The 15,260-nt window shown below is 64.8% G+C and carries 15 protein-coding genes and 2 tRNA genes; 3 read left to right on the top strand and 14 right to left on the bottom strand.

Going from position 1 to position 15,260, the window contains the following annotated elements:
- Nucleotides 1–20: 20 nt before the first annotated feature.
- From E5198_RS05645 to E5198_RS05595, 11 genes are all read right to left on the bottom strand, one after another.
- Complete coding sequence (locus tag E5198_RS05645) at nt 21–383, bottom strand: MerR family transcriptional regulator (protein WP_136489032.1); 363 nt, start codon at nt 381–383, stop codon at nt 21–23.
- Nucleotides 364–666 carry an integration host factor subunit alpha gene (ihfA, locus tag E5198_RS05640; RefSeq protein ID WP_136489031.1) on the bottom strand — a complete coding sequence of 101 codons (303 nt, stop codon included), beginning with the start codon at nt 664–666 and terminating at the stop codon, nt 364–366. The genes E5198_RS05645 and ihfA overlap by 20 nt, the downstream gene beginning before the upstream one ends.
- Before the next feature lie 4 nt (nt 667–670).
- Nucleotides 671–3,049, bottom strand: coding sequence for a phenylalanine--tRNA ligase subunit beta (gene pheT / locus E5198_RS05635; protein ID WP_136489030.1), 2,379 nt, complete (start codon nt 3,047–3,049; stop codon nt 671–673).
- A gap of 33 nt (nt 3,050–3,082) precedes the next feature.
- Complete coding sequence (gene pheS / locus E5198_RS05630) at nt 3,083–4,099, bottom strand: phenylalanine--tRNA ligase subunit alpha (protein ID WP_136489029.1); 1,017 nt, start codon at nt 4,097–4,099, stop codon at nt 3,083–3,085.
- 97 nt (nt 4,100–4,196) lie between these two features.
- Nucleotides 4,197–4,553 (bottom strand): 50S ribosomal protein L20, encoded by a 357-nt coding sequence (gene rplT, locus E5198_RS05625; RefSeq protein WP_090313179.1) that lies wholly within the window; start codon nt 4,551–4,553, stop codon nt 4,197–4,199.
- A 29-nt stretch (nt 4,554–4,582) separates the two neighbouring features.
- The gene (gene rpmI / locus E5198_RS05620) at nt 4,583–4,777 is read right to left on the bottom strand and encodes a 50S ribosomal protein L35 (RefSeq protein WP_090215844.1); all 195 of its coding nucleotides are present in this window, start codon (nt 4,775–4,777) and stop codon (nt 4,583–4,585) included.
- A 60-nt stretch (nt 4,778–4,837) separates the two neighbouring features.
- Nucleotides 4,838–5,371, bottom strand: coding sequence for a translation initiation factor IF-3 (gene infC / locus E5198_RS05615; protein ID WP_136489028.1), 534 nt, complete (start codon nt 5,369–5,371; stop codon nt 4,838–4,840).
- A 33-nt stretch (nt 5,372–5,404) separates the two neighbouring features.
- Nucleotides 5,405–7,315, bottom strand: a complete 1,911-nt coding sequence (gene thrS / locus E5198_RS05610) for a threonine--tRNA ligase (RefSeq protein WP_136489027.1) — start codon at nt 7,313–7,315, stop codon at nt 5,405–5,407.
- A gap of 205 nt (nt 7,316–7,520) precedes the next feature.
- Entirely contained in the window at nt 7,521–8,348 is an 828-nt protein-coding gene (locus E5198_RS05605) for an alpha/beta fold hydrolase (protein ID WP_256658998.1), read from the bottom strand.
- Between the two features lie 75 nt (nt 8,349–8,423).
- Nucleotides 8,424–8,500 (bottom strand) — tRNA-Val (locus tag E5198_RS05600).
- 6 nt (nt 8,501–8,506) lie between these two features.
- A tRNA-Val gene (locus tag E5198_RS05595) sits at nt 8,507–8,583 on the bottom strand.
- 183 nt (nt 8,584–8,766) lie between these two features.
- Here E5198_RS05595 and E5198_RS05590 point away from each other — a divergent pair.
- Entirely contained in the window at nt 8,767–10,050 is a 1,284-nt protein-coding gene (locus tag E5198_RS05590; RefSeq protein ID WP_168772481.1) for an FAD-binding oxidoreductase, read from the top strand.
- A gap of 51 nt (nt 10,051–10,101) precedes the next feature.
- Here E5198_RS05590 and E5198_RS05585 read toward each other — a convergent pair whose 3' ends face one another.
- Both E5198_RS05585 and E5198_RS05580 read right to left on the bottom strand, forming a co-directional pair.
- Nucleotides 10,102–11,055 (bottom strand): PA2778 family cysteine peptidase, encoded by a 954-nt coding sequence (locus E5198_RS05585; RefSeq protein WP_136489025.1) that lies wholly within the window; start codon nt 11,053–11,055, stop codon nt 10,102–10,104.
- Nucleotides 11,040–11,438 carry a PA2779 family protein gene (locus E5198_RS05580; RefSeq protein WP_136489024.1) on the bottom strand — a complete coding sequence of 133 codons (399 nt, stop codon included), beginning with the start codon at nt 11,436–11,438 and terminating at the stop codon, nt 11,040–11,042. Before E5198_RS05580 ends, E5198_RS05585 begins: the two co-directional genes overlap by 16 nt.
- A gap of 275 nt (nt 11,439–11,713) precedes the next feature.
- Between E5198_RS05580 and E5198_RS05575 the strand changes: the two genes are divergently transcribed.
- Together E5198_RS05575 and E5198_RS05570 are read left to right on the top strand one after the other, a co-directional pair.
- Complete coding sequence (locus tag E5198_RS05575; protein ID WP_136489023.1) at nt 11,714–13,531, top strand: ABC transporter ATP-binding protein/permease; 1,818 nt, start codon at nt 11,714–11,716, stop codon at nt 13,529–13,531.
- A gap of 72 nt (nt 13,532–13,603) precedes the next feature.
- Nucleotides 13,604–14,119 carry an O-acetyl-ADP-ribose deacetylase gene (locus tag E5198_RS05570; RefSeq protein ID WP_136489022.1) on the top strand — a complete coding sequence of 172 codons (516 nt, stop codon included), beginning with the start codon at nt 13,604–13,606 and terminating at the stop codon, nt 14,117–14,119.
- 15 nt (nt 14,120–14,134) lie between these two features.
- Here the strand turns inward: E5198_RS05570 and E5198_RS05565 are convergent, their stop codons facing one another.
- Nucleotides 14,135–15,076, bottom strand: a complete 942-nt coding sequence (locus tag E5198_RS05565) for a DUF808 domain-containing protein (protein WP_136489021.1) — start codon at nt 15,074–15,076, stop codon at nt 14,135–14,137.
- Nucleotides 15,077–15,260 lie beyond the last annotated feature (184 nt).

Raw genomic sequence — 15,260 nt, 5'->3', positions numbered from 1 at the left:
GCTCTCTGGCAGAGACGGGCTCATAACGGCTTGCGGAGGATCTGCAGAACCCCCTCCAGTTCGACGATCATCTGCCGGATCAACTGGTGGTACTGACTGCTGTCGTCGCGCGCTTCGGCGCCGGAGAGACGCTGGCGGGCGCCACCGATAGTGAAGCCCTGCTCGTAGAGCAGTGCACGGATCTGACGGATGGTCAGGACATCCTGGCGCTGGTAGTAGCGGCGGTTGCCGGCACGCTTGACGGGACTGAGCTGAGGAAATTCCTGCTCCCAGTAGCGCAGCACGTGCGGTTTGACCGCACACAGCTCGCTCACTTCGCCGATGGTGAAGTAGCGCTTGCCGGGAATCGGCGGCAGTTCGTGGTTATGGCTTGTCTCCAGCATGGGCCTCGACCCTCGCCTTGAGTTTCTGCCCAGGACGGAAGGTGACCACGCGACGGGCGGTGATGGGAATCTCCTCGCCCGTCTTGGGGTTGCGGCCCGGCCGCTGGCGCTTGTCGCGCAGGTCGAAGTTGCCGAAGCCGGACAACTTGACCTGCTCGTTGTGCTCCAGCGCCTGACGAATTTCCTCGAAAAACAGCTCGACCAGCTCCTTGGCTTCCCGCTTGTTCAGGCCCAACTCCTCATGGAGGCGTTCGGCGATCTCGGCTTTCGTCAGGGCCTTCATACGCTTACTTCCTTAACGTGGCTTGGAACCTTTCTCCCAGGGAAGCAATGATACTTTGCAGGTTTTCATTGACTTCTTCGTCGTTAAGAGTGCGCGATGGATGCTGCCAGGTCAAGCCGACTGCCACACTTTTGCTATGTGGATCAATACCTTTGCCCTGGTAGACGTCGAACAGCCGCAGGTCGGTGAGGCACTCGCCGGCCTGGGCGCGGATGTCGTCCAGCAGGCTCTGTGCCGGCACCTCGCGCCCGACCAGCAGCGCCAGGTCGCGACGCACTTCGGGGAAGCGCGACAGCTCGCGGAACTGCGGCAGGCGACCGGCGGCCACCTCGGCCAGCACCAGCTCGAACAGGTACACCGGCTGATCCAGGTCCAGCGCCTTGGCCAGTTCTGGATGCAGGGCACCGAGGAAGCCGACCAGCTGGCCGTCGCGCTCGATACGTGCGGTCTGTCCCGGATGCAGGGCCGGATGCTCGCCGATCGTGAAGGAGAAGGCGGAGCCGGCGCCGGCGTAGCCGAGCAGCGCCTCGACGTCGGCCTTGAGGTCGTAGAAGTCCACACCCTCCTTGCCGTTGGCCCAGCCTTCCGGCAGGCGGCTGCCGCAGATCACCCCGGCGAGCATGGCCTCCTGCTTGAGGCCGTCGAGCTGGCCGACGAAGCGCAGGCCCGACTCGAACAGGCGCACGCGGCTCTGCTGGCGGTTGAGGTTGTGCTGCAGCGCCTTGACCAGCCCCGGCCACAGCGAGGCGCGCATGGCGGCCAGGTCGGCGGAGATCGGGTTGGCCAGGGTCAGCGGTGCGACGCCCGGGTGGAACAGCTCGAACCACTTGGGATCGATGAAGCTGAAGGTGACCGCCTCCTGGTAGCCGCGGGCGACCAGCAGGCGGCGCAGTTGGCCGAGTTCGGCGCGCGCCTCGCTCTGCGGCTGCGGCGCCAGGCGCGCCTCGGGGTAGCGCACCGGCAGCCGGTTATAGCCGTACAGGCGGGCCAGCTCCTCGATCAGGTCCACCTCGATGGACAGGTCGAAGCGGTGGCTGGGAATCTCCACCTGCCACTGCCCTGCCCCGTTGGCGGCAACCTTGAGGCCCAGCGCGGTCAGCAGGCGCTCGACCTCGACGGCCGGAAGCGAAAGGCCGAGCATCTGCTCGATGCGCTCGGCACGCAGGGTGACCGGGGCGACCTGCGGCAGGTGCTCTGCGCTGACCACCTCGACGATCGGGCCCGGCTCGCCGCCGACGATCTCCAGCAGCAGCGCAGTGGCGCGCTCCATGGCCTCGCGGGCCAGCCGGGAGTCGACGCCACGCTCGTAGCGGTGCGAGGCGTCGGTGTGCAGACCGTAGGAGCGGGCCTTGCCGGCGATGGCGATGGTGTCGAAGAAGGCGCTCTCGAGGAACAGGTCGCGGGTGCCGGCGGCCACGCCGCTGTGCTCGCCGCCCATCACGCCGGCGATGGCCAGGGCGCGCTGGTGGTCGGCGATCACCAGGGTGTCGGGACGCAGCTCGACTTCCTGGCCGTCCAGCAACACCAGCTTCTCGCCGGCCTCGGCGAGACGCACGCGCACGCCGCCCTTGATCTCGGCGAGATCGAAGGCGTGCATCGGCTGGCCCAGTTCGAGCATCACGTAGTTGGTGACGTCGACCGCCGGGTCGATGGCGCGCACGTCGGAGCGGCGCAGGCGCTCGACCATCCACAGCGGGGTCGGCCGCGACAGGTCGACGTTGCGGATCACCCGGCCGAGGTAGCGCGGGCAGGCGTTGGGCGCCAGCAGCTCGACGCTGCGCACCTCGTCGTGCGCAGCCGGCACCACGGCGATGGCCGGACGGCTGACCAGAACGTCGTACAGGGCACCGACCTCGCGGGCCAGACCGGCCAGCGACAGGCAGTCGCCGCGGTTCGGGGTCAGGTCGACCTCGATGCTGGCGTCGTCGAGGTTGAGGTAGCTGCGGATGTCCTGACCGACCGGCGCATCGCCAGCCAGCTCGAACAGGCCGGAGTCGTCGTCGCTGATCTGCAGTTCGGAGGCCGAGCAGAGCATGCCGAAGGACTCGACGCCGCGCAGCTTGGCCTTCTTGATCTTGAAGTCCTCGCCCAGCACCGCGCCGATCATGGCGAAGGGGATCCTGATCCCCGGACGGGCGTTGGGTGCACCGCAGACCACCTGGAAGGTCTCGCTGCCGTTGCTCACCTGGCAGACGCGCAGCTTGTCGGCGTCCGGGTGCTGTTCGGTGGCGAGGATCTCGCCGACCACCACGCCGGTGAAGGCGCCGGCAGCCGGGGTGACGCTGTCCACCTCGAGGCCGGCCATCGACAGGCGGGCCACCAGTTCATCGCGCGACACCTGCGGGTTGACCCAGGTGCGCAGCCATTGTTCGCTGAATTTCATCCTGTTCTCCTGAAAGCGGGTTGACCGGTCGACCTAGCGGAATTGCGCGAGGAAGCGCAGGTCGTTGTCGAAGAACAGGCGCAAGTCGTTGACGCCATAGCGCAGCATGGCCATCCGCTCGACGCCCATGCCGAAGGCGAAGCCCTGGTACTTCTCCGGATCGATGCCGGACATGCGCAGCACATTCGGGTGCACCATGCCGCAGCCCATCACTTCCAGCCAGCCGGTCTGCTTGCATACGCGACAGCCCTTGCCGGAGCACATCACGCACTCCATGTCGACCTCGGCCGACGGCTCGGTGAAGGGGAAGAACGACGGACGGAAGCGTACGCCCAGCGGCTTCTCGAAGAACACGCGGAGGAACTCCTCGATGGTGCCCTTGAGGTCGGCGAAGCTGACGTTCTCGTCGACCAGCAGGCCTTCGACCTGGTGGAACATCGGCGAGTGGGTGATATCGGAGTCGCAGCGATAGACGCGGCCGGGGCAGACGATGCGGATCGGCGGCTGGGTCGACTCCATGGTGCGAACCTGTACCGGCGAGGTATGGGTGCGCAGCAGCATGTTGGCGTTGAAGTAGAAGGTGTCGTGCATCGCCCGCGCCGGGTGGTGGCCGGGGATGTTGAGCGCCTCGAAGTTGTGGTAGTCGTCCTCGACTTCCGGGCCCTCGGCAACGTTGTAGCCGATGCGGGTGAAGAACTGCTCGATGCGCTCGAAGGTGCGGGTCACCGGGTGCAGGCCGCCACTGGCCTGGCCACGGCCCGGCAGGGTCACGTCGATGCGCTCGGCGGCCAGCCTGGCTGCCAGCGCGGCGGACTCGAGGTCGGCCTTGCGCGCATTGAGGGCATCCTGAACGCTGGTCTTGGCGGCGTTGATCAGGGCGCCAGCCTTGGGGCGCTCCTCGGCCGAGAGCTTGCCCAGGGTCTGCATGAGCTGGGTCAGCTCGCCCTTCTTGCCGAGGTAATGAACCCGGAGCTGCTCCAGGGCATTCACATCTTCGGTGTGTCGCACGGCCTCCAGGGCTTGGGAGACCAGCGCATCCAGGTTTTCCATGTACGGACTCCAGATACAAAATAGGGGAAGGGCACAAAGGCCCTTCCCCTATCGGTGACGTTGCCCGGGCCCGAGGACCCGATGATTGTCGTGGGGCTTAGGCCAGAACGGCTTTGGCTTTCTCGACAATCGCAGCAAACGCCGCTTTTTCGTTCACTGCCAGATCGGCCAGAACCTTGCGGTCGATCTCGATGGAAGCCTTCTTAAGGCCAGCGATCAGACGGCTGTAGGACAGGCCGTTGACGCGTGCGCCGGCGTTGATACGGGCGATCCACAGAGCGCGGAACTGACGCTTCTTCTGACGGCGGTCACGGTAGGCGTACTGGCCGGCCTTGATCACCGCCTGCTTGGCAACGCGGAATACGCGCGAACGCGCACCGTAGTAGCCTTTGGCGAGTTTCAGAATCTTCTTGTGACGACGACGAGCGATGACGCCACGCTTAACACGAGCCATGTTGTAACCTCTTGATTATCTTGACCGGATTAACGAACGCGCAGCATGCGCTCGACTTTGGCAACGTCCGATGCATGCATCAGCGAGGTGCCGCGCAGCTGACGCTTACGCTTGGTAGTCATCTTGGTCAGGATGTGGCTCTTGAAAGCGTGCTTGTGCTTGAAGCCGTTTGCAGTCGGCTTGAAGCGCTTCTTGGCACCGCTCTTGGTTTTCATCTTTGGCATGTTTAGTACTCCGCATTCAGTGATTACGCATAACCGCAAGGCCTGCCAGTGCCCTGGAGGTTACTTTCTCTTTTTGGGGGCGATGACCATGATAAGTTGGCGTCCTTCCATCTTCGGATGCTGCTCAACGGCGCCGTATTCGGCGAGGTCGTTTTCAACCCGCTTCAACAGCTCCATGCCCAGCTCCTGGTGGGCCATCTCACGACCGCGGAATCGCAGGGATACCTTGGCCTTGTCCCCCTCGCTAAGGAAACGTACCAGGTTGCGTAGTTTTACCTGGTAATCCCCTTCTTCCGTACCGGGACGGAATTTCACTTCCTTGACTTGTGCCTGCTTCTGGTTCTTCTTCGCCTCGGCAGCCTGCTTCTTCTTCTCGAACAGGTGCTTGCCGTAATCCATGATCCGGCATACAGGCGGAACCGCGTCAGCAACGATCTCAACCAGGTCGAGCTTGGCGTCTTCGGCAGCCTGCAGGGCTTCGTTGAGAGAAACCACGCCGACCTGTTGACCATCCACACCGATCAGGCGAACTTCGCGGGCGGTGATGTTTTCGTTGATCGGGGGCCGGGACTGTGCTCGCCTGTCTTGTCTCATGTCGCGCTGCTTAATAGTGATTACTCCAATGGGTTACCGACCGCGCCGCGATACGGCTTCGGCCAGCAGATTCTGGAACTCGCCTACGGTCATGGAGCCCAGATCCTGTCCGTCGCGCGTACGCACGGCGACGGTCTTCGATTCGACTTCGCGATCCCCGATCACCAGCAGGTAGGGAACCTTGAGCAAAGTATGCTCACGGATTTTAAAGCCGATCTTCTCATTTCTCAAGTCGGCCTTGGCACGATAGCCATTGGCCTCGAGCTCTTTTGCCACCTGAGCGGCAAATTCACCCTGCTTGTCGGTGATGTTCAGCACCACCGCCTGGGTCGGCGCCAGCCAGGCCGGGAACGCGCCCTCGTAGTGCTCGATGAGGATGCCGATGAAGCGCTCGAAAGAGCCGAGCACCGCGCGATGCAGCATCACCGGGTGCTTGCGGCTGTTGTCCTCGCTGACGTACTCGGCACCGAGGCGGATCGGCAGGTTGAAGTCGAGCTGCAGGGTACCGCACTGCCAGACACGGCCGAGGCAGTCCTTGAGGGAGAATTCGATCTTCGGACCATAGAAGGCGCCCTCGCCCGGCTGCAGCTCCCACGGCAGACCGGCGTTGTCCAGTGCCGACTGCAGGGCGGCCTCGGCGCGATCCCACAGCTCGTCGGAGCCGACGCGCTTCTCCGGACGGGTCGACAGCTTGAGCTGGATGTCCTTGAAGCCGAAGTCGGAGTAGACGTCGAGGGTGAGCTTGATGAAGGCCGCCGCCTCGTCCTGCATCTGGCCCTCGGTGCAGAAGATGTGCGCATCGTCCTGTACGAAGCCGCGCACACGCATGATGCCGTGCAACGAGCCGGACGGCTCATTGCGGTGGCAGGCACCGAACTCGGCCAGACGGATCGGCAGCTCGCGGTAGCTCTTCAGGCCCTGGTTGAACACCTGCACGTGGCACGGGCAGTTCATCGGCTTGACCGCGTAGTCGCGGCTTTCCGACTCGGTGGTGAACATCAGGTCGCCATAGTTGGCCCAGTGACCGGACTTCTCCCACAGCACGCGGTCGACCACCTGCGGCGTCTTGATCTCCAGATAGCCGTTCTGGCGCTGCACGCGGCGCATGTACTGCTCGAGCACCTGGTACAGGGTCCAGCCGTTGGGATGCCAGAACACCATGCCGGGGGCCTCTTCCTGAGTGTGGAACAGGTCCAGGCGCTTGCCGATCTTGCGGTGATCGCGCTTCTCGGCCTCCTCCAGGCGATGCAGGTAGTCCTTGAGGTCCTGCTTGCTACCCCAGCAGGTGCCGTAGATGCGCTGCAGCATCTTGTTCTTCGAGTCGCCACGCCAGTAGGCGCCGGCCACTTTCATCAGCTTGAACGCCTGCAGCTTGCCGGTGGACGGCACGTGCGGACCGCGACACAGGTCGATGAAATCGCCCTGGCTGTAGAACGACAGCTGCTCGTTGCCAGGAATCGACTCGATGATCTCGACCTTGTACTTCTCGCCGAGCCTGTCGAAGAAGGCCACCGCCTCGTCGCGCGACATCAGCGAGCGACTGACCGGGAAGTCGGCCTTGGCCAGCTCGTACATCTTCGCCTCGATCTTCTCGAGATCCTCGCTGGTGAAGGGACGCTCGCAATCGAAGTCGTAGTAAAAACCGTCGTTGATCACCGGACCGATGGTGACCTGGGTGCCGGGAAACAGCTCCTGCACAGCCATGGCCATCAGGTGAGCACAGGAGTGACGCAGCACGTCGACGCCCTCGGCATCCCGGGCGGTGATGATCGACAGCGCGACGTCAGCCTCGATGACATGCGAGGTGTCGACCATCTGGCCGTCGACCTTGCCGGCCAGGGCGGCCTTGGCCAGGCCGGCACCGATGGACTGGGCCACCTCGGCCACGCTGACCGGCTGCTCGAACGAGCGCTGACTACCGTCGGGAAGAGTAATGATGGGCATGGCGCCTCCTCTCTCAGTGGTGACCCCTACCAAAGGCCACATGGGGTGGGATGAGCCAGTAAGCGGCGCCCGACGGGAAAACTGCCTCACGATGGCAGGACCGGAAAAACGGCCTTCCCGCACACAGGCGGAGATCACTGGAAAAATTAGCCCGACATCGTTTCAGAAAAGCCGCTCAGGCGCAAGCAAAGCGCCATCCAGCCGGTCAGAGCGACTCGAGGAACTCGCCCACCAGGCGATTGAACAGCGCCGGACGCTGCACATTCATGCCATGCGACACCCCCGGCAAGAGCACACAGCGCGCCCCCACCAACTGATGCTCGAGCATTCGCAATATTGCCGGGAACGGCTGCGGGCTGCGCTCACCGCCCAGCAGCAGGACAGGACAACGAACCCCGGCCAGCAGCTTCGCCGATATCGGCTCCGGCCCATCCTCGACCTGCCCCACCAGGGTGAAGGCATTGTCCAGCGCCATGTGCCGGAAACGCGCCGAGGAGCGCTGCCAGATACCCGCACCGCTGACGGTGTCGACGAACAGCTGCAGGCCAGCCTCGGCCTGCCCCTCGCGAATCAGGCGCAGAGCTTCGAGGCGGAACTGATTGCGCTCGCCTCCGGCAACCGGCGCCGGCACCCCGGCCGCCGCGAACAGCCCGGACGCATAGTCACCACCCGGATCGGCAAGGGCGAGCGAGCGCACCAGATCCGGACGCTGCGCGGCAAGGCGCAGGGCAATGTTGCCGCCACGGGAATGGCCGAGCACATGCATGGGCTCGCCGTGGCGCTCGATCAGCTCGACCAGGTCGGCCACATGCTGCACGGTGGAGAAACCGCCGCCCCGGCCATCCCAGCGCTCCGGAAAGCAGCGCCGCAGGCTCGGCGCCAGCACCCGCCAGCGCTCCGCCAGCACCGGAAGCTGCGCCGACCAGAAGCGGTGGTCGCACAACGAGCCATGCACCAGCAACAGCGGCACTCCATCGCCCAGCTGGACACCCTTCAGCGCGTAATCCGCCAGATGCCATACCGCCGTTTCCACCCACACACCTCACGCAGCAATTCCAAGACGCAGAAAACAGAAAAGCCGGTCAAAATGACCGGCTTTTCTGTAATTTGGTAGGCACAATTGGACTCGAACCAACGACCCCCACCATGTCAAGGTGGTGCTCTAACCAACTGAGCTATGTGCCTGCAATTTGGTAGGCGCAATTGGACTCGAACCAACGACCCCCACCATGTCAAGGTGGTGCTCTAACCAACTGAGCTATGCGCCTGCAGTGGCGCGAATACTACGGAGCATCCCCAACCCCGTCAACACTTTTTTCGCTAAGCCACTGAAAAAACTCCATCTTTTGGTTCTCCGGGCAATTTCAGGCCGTGCTGCCCCCCGGTGGTCGCCACGGCCAATCCGGCGTAGGATCGAAACGCTCGTAAAGGATATTCGACAGAGGCTCAAGATGACGCACACCTCCTACCCACAGTCCTATTACGCCTTTTCCGCCCACCCGGCTCCGGAACGTCCGGCGCTGCAGGGCGAGCAGGAGACCGACGTGTGCATCATCGGTGCCGGCTACACGGGGCTGTCCACCGCGCTGTCCCTGCTCGAGCATGGCTTTCGCGTCATCGTGCTGGAGGCAGCCAGGGTCGGCTTCGGCGCCTCCGGACGCAATGGCGGCCAGATCGTCAACAGCTACAGCCGCGACATCGATGTCATCGAGCACAGCACCAATGCCCCTGCCGCACGCTTGCTCGGCGAGATGGCCTTCGAGGGCGGACGGATCATCCGCGAGCGCATCCAGCGCTATGGCATCCAGTGCGACCTCAAGGACGGCGGTGTGTTCGCCGCCTTCACCGCCAGGCAGATGCACCACCTGGAAACCCAGAAGAAGCTGTGGGAGCGCTACGGCCATACCCAGCTCGAGCTGCTGGGCCGCCAGGAGATCCGCCAGGCGGTGGCCACCGACAGCTATGTCGGCGGCCTGCTCGACCGCAGCGGCGGCCATATCCATCCGCTCAATCTGGCCCTCGGCGAGGCCGCGGCCGTGGAGTCGCTGGGCGGCGTCATCCACGAACAGTCGCCGGTGCTGCGCATCGAGCGCGGCAGCAGCCCGGTCGCCCATACGGCAGAGGGACGCGTGCGGGCGAAGTTCCTGGTGGTCGCCGGCAACGCCTATCTGGGCAACCTGCTGCCGGAGCTGGCGGCCAAGTCGATGCCCTGCGGCAGCCAGGTGATCGCCACCGAACCGCTGGGCGAGGAGCGCGCACGCGCCCTGCTGCCGCAGGACTACTGCGTCGAGGACTGCAACTACCTGCTCGACTACTACCGCCTTTCCGCCGATCATCGGCTGATCTACGGCGGCGGCGTGGTCTACGGCGCCCGCGATCCGGCCGACATCCAGTCCATCATCCGCCCGAAGATGCTCAGGACCTTCCCGCAATTGAAGGACGTCAGGATCGACTTCGCCTGGACCGGCAATTTCCTGCTGACCCTGTCGCGCCTGCCGCAGGTAGGACGCCTGGGAGACAACATCTACTATTCGCAGGGCTGCAGCGGCCACGGCGTGACCTACACCCACCTGGCCGGCAAGGTGCTCGCCGAGGCCCTGCACGGCCAGGCCGCGCGCTTCGACGCCTTTGCCGGCCTGCGCCACTACCCGTTCCCCGGTGGGCGGCTGTTTCGCGTGCCCTTCACCGCCATGGGCGCCTGGTACTACCAGCTGCGCGATCGGTTCGGCGTATGACCGGAAAGCGACAACGGCCCCGGGAGGGCCGTTGTCGTTCATGACTACCGCCTAGCGGGGACAGCCCTCCAGAGTCGGGCAGACACCCGCCCCCTTGGCCGCAGGCAACGCCTCGGCAAAACGCTTGTCCTGCGGAGCCAGTTGCCGGGCGCACTGCCGCGCCCGCTGCGCCTGCTGCGCACAACCCTGTTCGGCCAGCACGTGGGCAAGGTTGCCCCACGCCGGCGCCCAACGGGGAGCTGCAGTGGTCGCCTTGTGCAAGGCAGCCTGCGCCCCCTTGAGATCGCCTGCTGCGTATCGGGAATTGCCCAGGGCAAACCAGCTCACTCCCTCATCGGGCCATTGTCGTGCCGCCACCTGGTAGGCACGCTGCGCCGCCTGGGCATGCCCCGTCTGCTCCAGATCGGCCGCAGCCTGCAGCCAGGGCGTCAGTTCGGCCTGCGCCGGCAGCCGGTCGGGTGGTAGCGTCAGCACCGCCCAGCGCCCGCCACGCGCCCAGGTGGCGTCGAAGCTGGCGAAGTCAGTCACCCAGCGCCGCGTGGTGCCGGAACGCAGAATCAGCTGCTGCGCCTTGCGATCGAAGCCGACCAGTACGGCAAAATGCCAGCGCGGGTACCAGTCGAAGGCCAGGTTCTGCAATACCAGGACCGGATTGCCAGCCGCGACCTCGGCCAGCAGGGCGTCCAGGCGAGGCGCCAGGGGATAGACCAGCAGGTCGTGGTCGCGCGCCGCCGCCACCAGCTCGACCTGCAGGCTGCCCTGGCGACCAGGCAGGAACACGCGGTCCTTGAGCAGCCCTGGGGTGGTGGTCACTCCACGCTGGTTGAGCATGGTGGCCAGAGCCGCCGGGCCGCACTGGTACTGCGCCTGAGGGAAGAACGGCACCTCGCTCAGTTCGACTCGCTCCGGCAACCGCTCGACCTGCGGCGACAGCCTCGGCGCCGTCGCGCAGCCGGCGAGCAACAGCAGCAGTCCCGCCCCCAGCAATCTCAGCGATTGATGCATTTGACGAAGGTGAAGAGGTCGGTGGCGCAGAGCAGGTCAGTGATGATGAAGATCACCAGAAACAGCACGATGATGCCGATGATGCCGCCGGCCGGTGCCTCGCTGAGCTGCTGGTTGAACTGCGCCAGCTCGGCATTGGTCAGGCTCTGGATGCGCTGCTCGACCTGCTCCCGCTCGACGCCGAGGGAGGCCAGCTTGTCTCGCACCCCCCTGTCATCCAGCATGGCCAGCAGCTGCTGGCGATCGACCTGCTGTTGCTGAGCCTGCAGGACCTCGCCGGTACCGACCATTGCCGCCTGCGCCAGCGGTACCTGAGCCACCACCAGCAACTGGGATGCCACCAGCACGCTAGCCAGCCGGCGAGAGAATGCTCGCTTGTACATGAAACGCTCCTTCTTCTAGATCCGCAGTAGGACTATCGCCAAGCGACAGGGTTCCTCCGCAGAATAGGTTAAGAGACCCCAGCGCGTGCTCCGTCACGCCCGGAACCCTCGCAGATACGCACATGATCATCATCCGGGACGAGAACCCCGTCCACCGTGCGCCGGCAGTTCGCCCATTGCACGGAAGCCACGAGCGGCCCAGCATGGTCGCCCTATCAATCGGCCGACTGCGCCACCCTCGCGCGGCGCGCGCCCCGCCCAAGGATCCGGTGACGATGACACCCAGCAATCCCCCAGAACACGCCAGCATCTCTCCGCTGAGTCGCTCCCCGCGGGTACGCGGCGAGTTCGCCGTGATCGCCGACCTGCTGCCCTACCTGCGTCCCTACCTGGGGCGCATCTCGTTGGCACTGGGCCTGGTGGTGGCCGCCAAACTGCTCAACCTGCTGGTTCCCATTCTTCTCAAGCAGATTGTCGACGACCTCAATGTCGAACCCAGTCTGCTGCTGTTGCCGGTCGGACTCCTGCTGGCCTACGGCGCGGCACGCATCGGAGTCACCCTGTTCACCGAACTGCGCCAGGTGGTGTTCGCCCGGGTCATGGCGCGCACCTCGCGCCAGGTCACGCTCCGGGTGTTCCGCCACCTGCACGGGCTCAGTCTGAAATTCCACCTCGGGCGGCGCACCGGCGGCGTGGCGCGGGATGTCGAACGGGGCGGCAGTGCCATAGCCGATCTGCTCGACTGGACGCTGTACTCGATCATCCCGATCCTGCTGGAAGTGTTGCTGGTCACTGCCGTGCTGGTCTGGGCCTACGACTGGCGCTTTGCGGCCGTAACCCTCGCCACCCTGCTGACCTACGGGGCATGGACCTTCGCCGTCACCGAATGGCGCACCCGTTACTACCGCGCCTCGGTGGAGGCCGACACCCGTTCCAACGAGCGGGCGGTGGACTCCCTGCTCAACTACGAGACCGTCAAGTACTTCAACAACGAGGAGCACGAGGCGATTCGCTACGACGAGAACCTGCGGCATCTGGAGGATGCCAAGGTCAAGGCGACGGTCAGCCTGGCCGTGCTCAACCTCGGCCAGGCGGTGGTGGTGTCGGCCGGAGTCACCGCGATGATGTGGCTGGCTGCCGCCGGGGTCGTCGACGGCAGCATGACGGTCGGTGACCTGGTGCTGGTCAACGCCTATCTACTGCAGCTCTCCGCCCCCCTGTTCCTGCTCGGCATGATGTATCGCGAGGTCAAGCAGGCGCTGACCAACATGGAGCGCCTGTTCGGCCTGCTCGATGAGCGCCAGGACGTGCAGGATGCGCCCGATGCCAGAGCGCTAGTCACCCGCCAGCCCCAGGTGCGCTTCGAGGATGTGCGCTTCGGCTACGACCCGCGCCGGCAGATCCTCCAGGACATCGCCTTCGAGATCCCCGCCGGCGGCACTGTGGCGGTGGTCGGCCACTCCGGTTGCGGCAAGTCGACCCTGGCACGTCTGCTGTACCGCTTCTATGACGTCGACGGCGGTCGGATAACCATTGACGACCAAGATCTGCGCCAACTGACCCAGGCCTCCCTGCGCGCAGCCATCGCCATCGTTCCGCAGGACACCGTGCTGTTCAACGACAGCATCTACTACAACATCCTCTACGGCCGCCCGGAAGCCAGTCGCGAGGAAGTGGAGGCCGCCGCTCGTGCCGCACACATCCACGAGTTCGTGGAGAACCTTCCGGACGGCTACGCAACCCAGGTCGGCGAACGCGGCCTGAAACTCTCCGGCGGCGAAAAGCAGCGGGTGGCGATCGCCCGAGCAATCCTGAAGAATCCGGCCATCCTGATCTTCGACGAAGCCACCTCCGCGCTGGACTCGCAGTCCGAGCGGGCCATCCAGGCGGAACTTGAGCACATCCAGATCGGGCGCACTACCCTGGTCATCGCCCACCGCCTTTCCACCGTGATGAATGCCGACCAGATCCTGGTGATGGACAGCGGCCGCATCATCGAGCGCGGCACCCACACGCAGTTGCTCGCCATGAACGGCCAGTACGCGCAGATGTGGCACCTGCAGCAACAGCGCAGCGAGCAGTCGACGCCCTGACGATGCAGCTGGCAGAAACGGCGGCTACCCTCAGGAGCAGGCCACCCTTGTGAAGTGCGAGGTTGCTGCAGCATGCCTGCCCGACTGCTGGCCCTTCAGGCCGATATCACCAGCCTGGCGATAGATGCCATCGTCAATGCCGCCAATCCATCGCTCCTCGGCGGCGGTGGCGTTTCCGGAGCCATTCTGCGCGCGGCAGGCCCCGAACTGGTCGAGGCGTGTCGCCAGCTCGGCAGCTGTGCCAGCGGCGAGGCGAAGCTGACTGCCGGCTATCGGCTGCCAGCCCGCTTCGTCGTGCACACCGTCGGCCCGATCTGGCAGGGTGGCCAGCAGGGCGAAGCACAGGTACTGGCCTCCTGCTATCGACGCTCCCTCGAAGTCGCCGCAGCGGCCGGCGCCCGCAGCCTGGCCTTCCCGAGCATCAGCACCGGCATCTTCAGCTATCCCAGCGCCGCCGCCGCAGCCATCGCCGTGGCCACCGTGCGGGCCAGGGTCGCGACATTGCCGACCATCGAGTCGGTGGTGTTCTGCTGCTTTTCCGCAGCGGATCTGCAGATCTATACCCAGCTGCTCGAAGCCGGAACCTGAAAGTCCGCCCAGACGCTACCCTACCAGACCTGGCTTGCCCCGCAGCTTGCTGCACAGCGTCACCAGCACGACCACCAGGGCGCCAACCAGCACGCCGAAGGTGGCATCGAGCAGTGTGGGAAGCAGGGCCTCGGCGACAGCGCCGACTGCGGCGAGGCTACCGCTCGCCTGAGCGAGTTGCTCGATGGCATGATGAACCGGGGATATGCCGTGAGTCAGGATGGCGCCGCCAACCATGAACATCGCGGCCGTCCCCACCACGGACAGCCCTTTCATCAGGTAGGGGGCAGCGCCGAGGATGGCGCCACCGAAGCGCTGTGCCAGACGCGACTCCCGCTGTCGCAGATGCAGGCCGAGGTCATCCAGCTTGACGATCCCCGCTACCAGGCCATAGACCCCTACCGTCATGACGACGGCAATCAGCGACAGCACCAGCACCTGCTTCAGAAAGCTGGCCGCAGCGACAGCCCCGAGCGTGATGGCAATGATCTCGGCCGAAAGGATGAAGTCCGTACGGACTGCTCCTTTGATCTTGTCCCGCTCGAACGCCACCATGTCGATGGCCGGGTCATTGAGCGCGTCAAGCTGACGGGCATGATTGGCTTCCTCCTCCGCCTTGCTGTGCAGGAACTTGTGAGCCAGTTTCTCGAAGCCCTCGAAACACAGGAAGGCGCCGCCCAGCATCAGCAGAGGCGTGATCGCCCAGGGCGCAAGCGCGCTGATCAGCAAGGCCGCGGGAACCAGGATCAGCTTGTTGAGCAGTGAACCCTTGGCGACCGCCCATACCACCGGCAACTCTCGCTCTGCCGCAACGCCGGTGACCTGCTGGGCGTTCAAGGCCAGGTCATCGCCAAGCACCCCGGCGGTCTTCTTCGCCGCCACCTTGGTCATCACCGAAACATCGTCGAGGATGGTGGCAATGTCATCGATCAATGCCAGCAGACTGCTTCCGGCCAAGTTCGTACTCCCTGTATGCAGGTTGAGGTATTTGACTACGCGCCAAGCATACGGCCGATACAAGTCATTTTGCCGTGTCATGGCGCACTTACGCGCAGTTTCCGGAGCGAAAGGACGAAACCCCGACCAGCGTGGCTGGTCGGGGTTTCTGTGTAGGTGCTTGACGATGACCTACTCTCACATG

The sequence above is a fragment of the Pseudomonas sp. A-1 genome, assembly GCF_004801855.1.
GTDB lineage: Bacteria > Pseudomonadota > Gammaproteobacteria > Pseudomonadales > Pseudomonadaceae > Geopseudomonas.
Note: the sequence above shows the minus strand (reverse complement) of the source record. Positions and strands in the feature narration are given on the sequence as shown.

Coding starts and splice junctions, on each gene's coding strand:
- E5198_RS05590 (WP_168772481.1), top strand. CDS start 8,767: ATGACGCACACCTCCTACCCACAGTCCTATTACGCCTTTTCCGCCCAC.
- E5198_RS05570 (WP_136489022.1), top strand. CDS start 13,604: ATGCCTGCCCGACTGCTGGCCCTTCAGGCCGATATCACCAGCCTGGCG.
- pheS (WP_136489029.1), bottom strand. CDS start 4,099: ATGGAAAACCTGGATGCGCTGGTCTCCCAAGCCCTGGAGGCCGTGCGA.
- E5198_RS05580 (WP_136489024.1), bottom strand. CDS start 11,438: ATGTACAAGCGAGCATTCTCTCGCCGGCTGGCTAGCGTGCTGGTGGCA.
- E5198_RS05585 (WP_136489025.1), bottom strand. CDS start 11,055: ATGCATCAATCGCTGAGATTGCTGGGGGCGGGACTGCTGCTGTTGCTC.
- infC (WP_136489028.1), bottom strand. CDS start 5,371: ATGAGACAAGACAGGCGAGCACAGTCCCGGCCCCCGATCAACGAAAAC.
- ihfA (WP_136489031.1), bottom strand. CDS start 666: ATGAAGGCCCTGACGAAAGCCGAGATCGCCGAACGCCTCCATGAGGAG.
- rpmI (WP_090215844.1), bottom strand. CDS start 4,777: ATGCCAAAGATGAAAACCAAGAGCGGTGCCAAGAAGCGCTTCAAGCCG.
- pheT (WP_136489030.1), bottom strand. CDS start 3,049: ATGAAATTCAGCGAACAATGGCTGCGCACCTGGGTCAACCCGCAGGTG.
- thrS (WP_136489027.1), bottom strand. CDS start 7,315: ATGCCCATCATTACTCTTCCCGACGGTAGTCAGCGCTCGTTCGAGCAG.
- rplT (WP_090313179.1), bottom strand. CDS start 4,553: ATGGCTCGTGTTAAGCGTGGCGTCATCGCTCGTCGTCGTCACAAGAAG.
- E5198_RS05645 (WP_136489032.1), bottom strand. CDS start 383: ATGCTGGAGACAAGCCATAACCACGAACTGCCGCCGATTCCCGGCAAG.
- E5198_RS05575 (WP_136489023.1), top strand. CDS start 11,714: ATGACACCCAGCAATCCCCCAGAACACGCCAGCATCTCTCCGCTGAGT.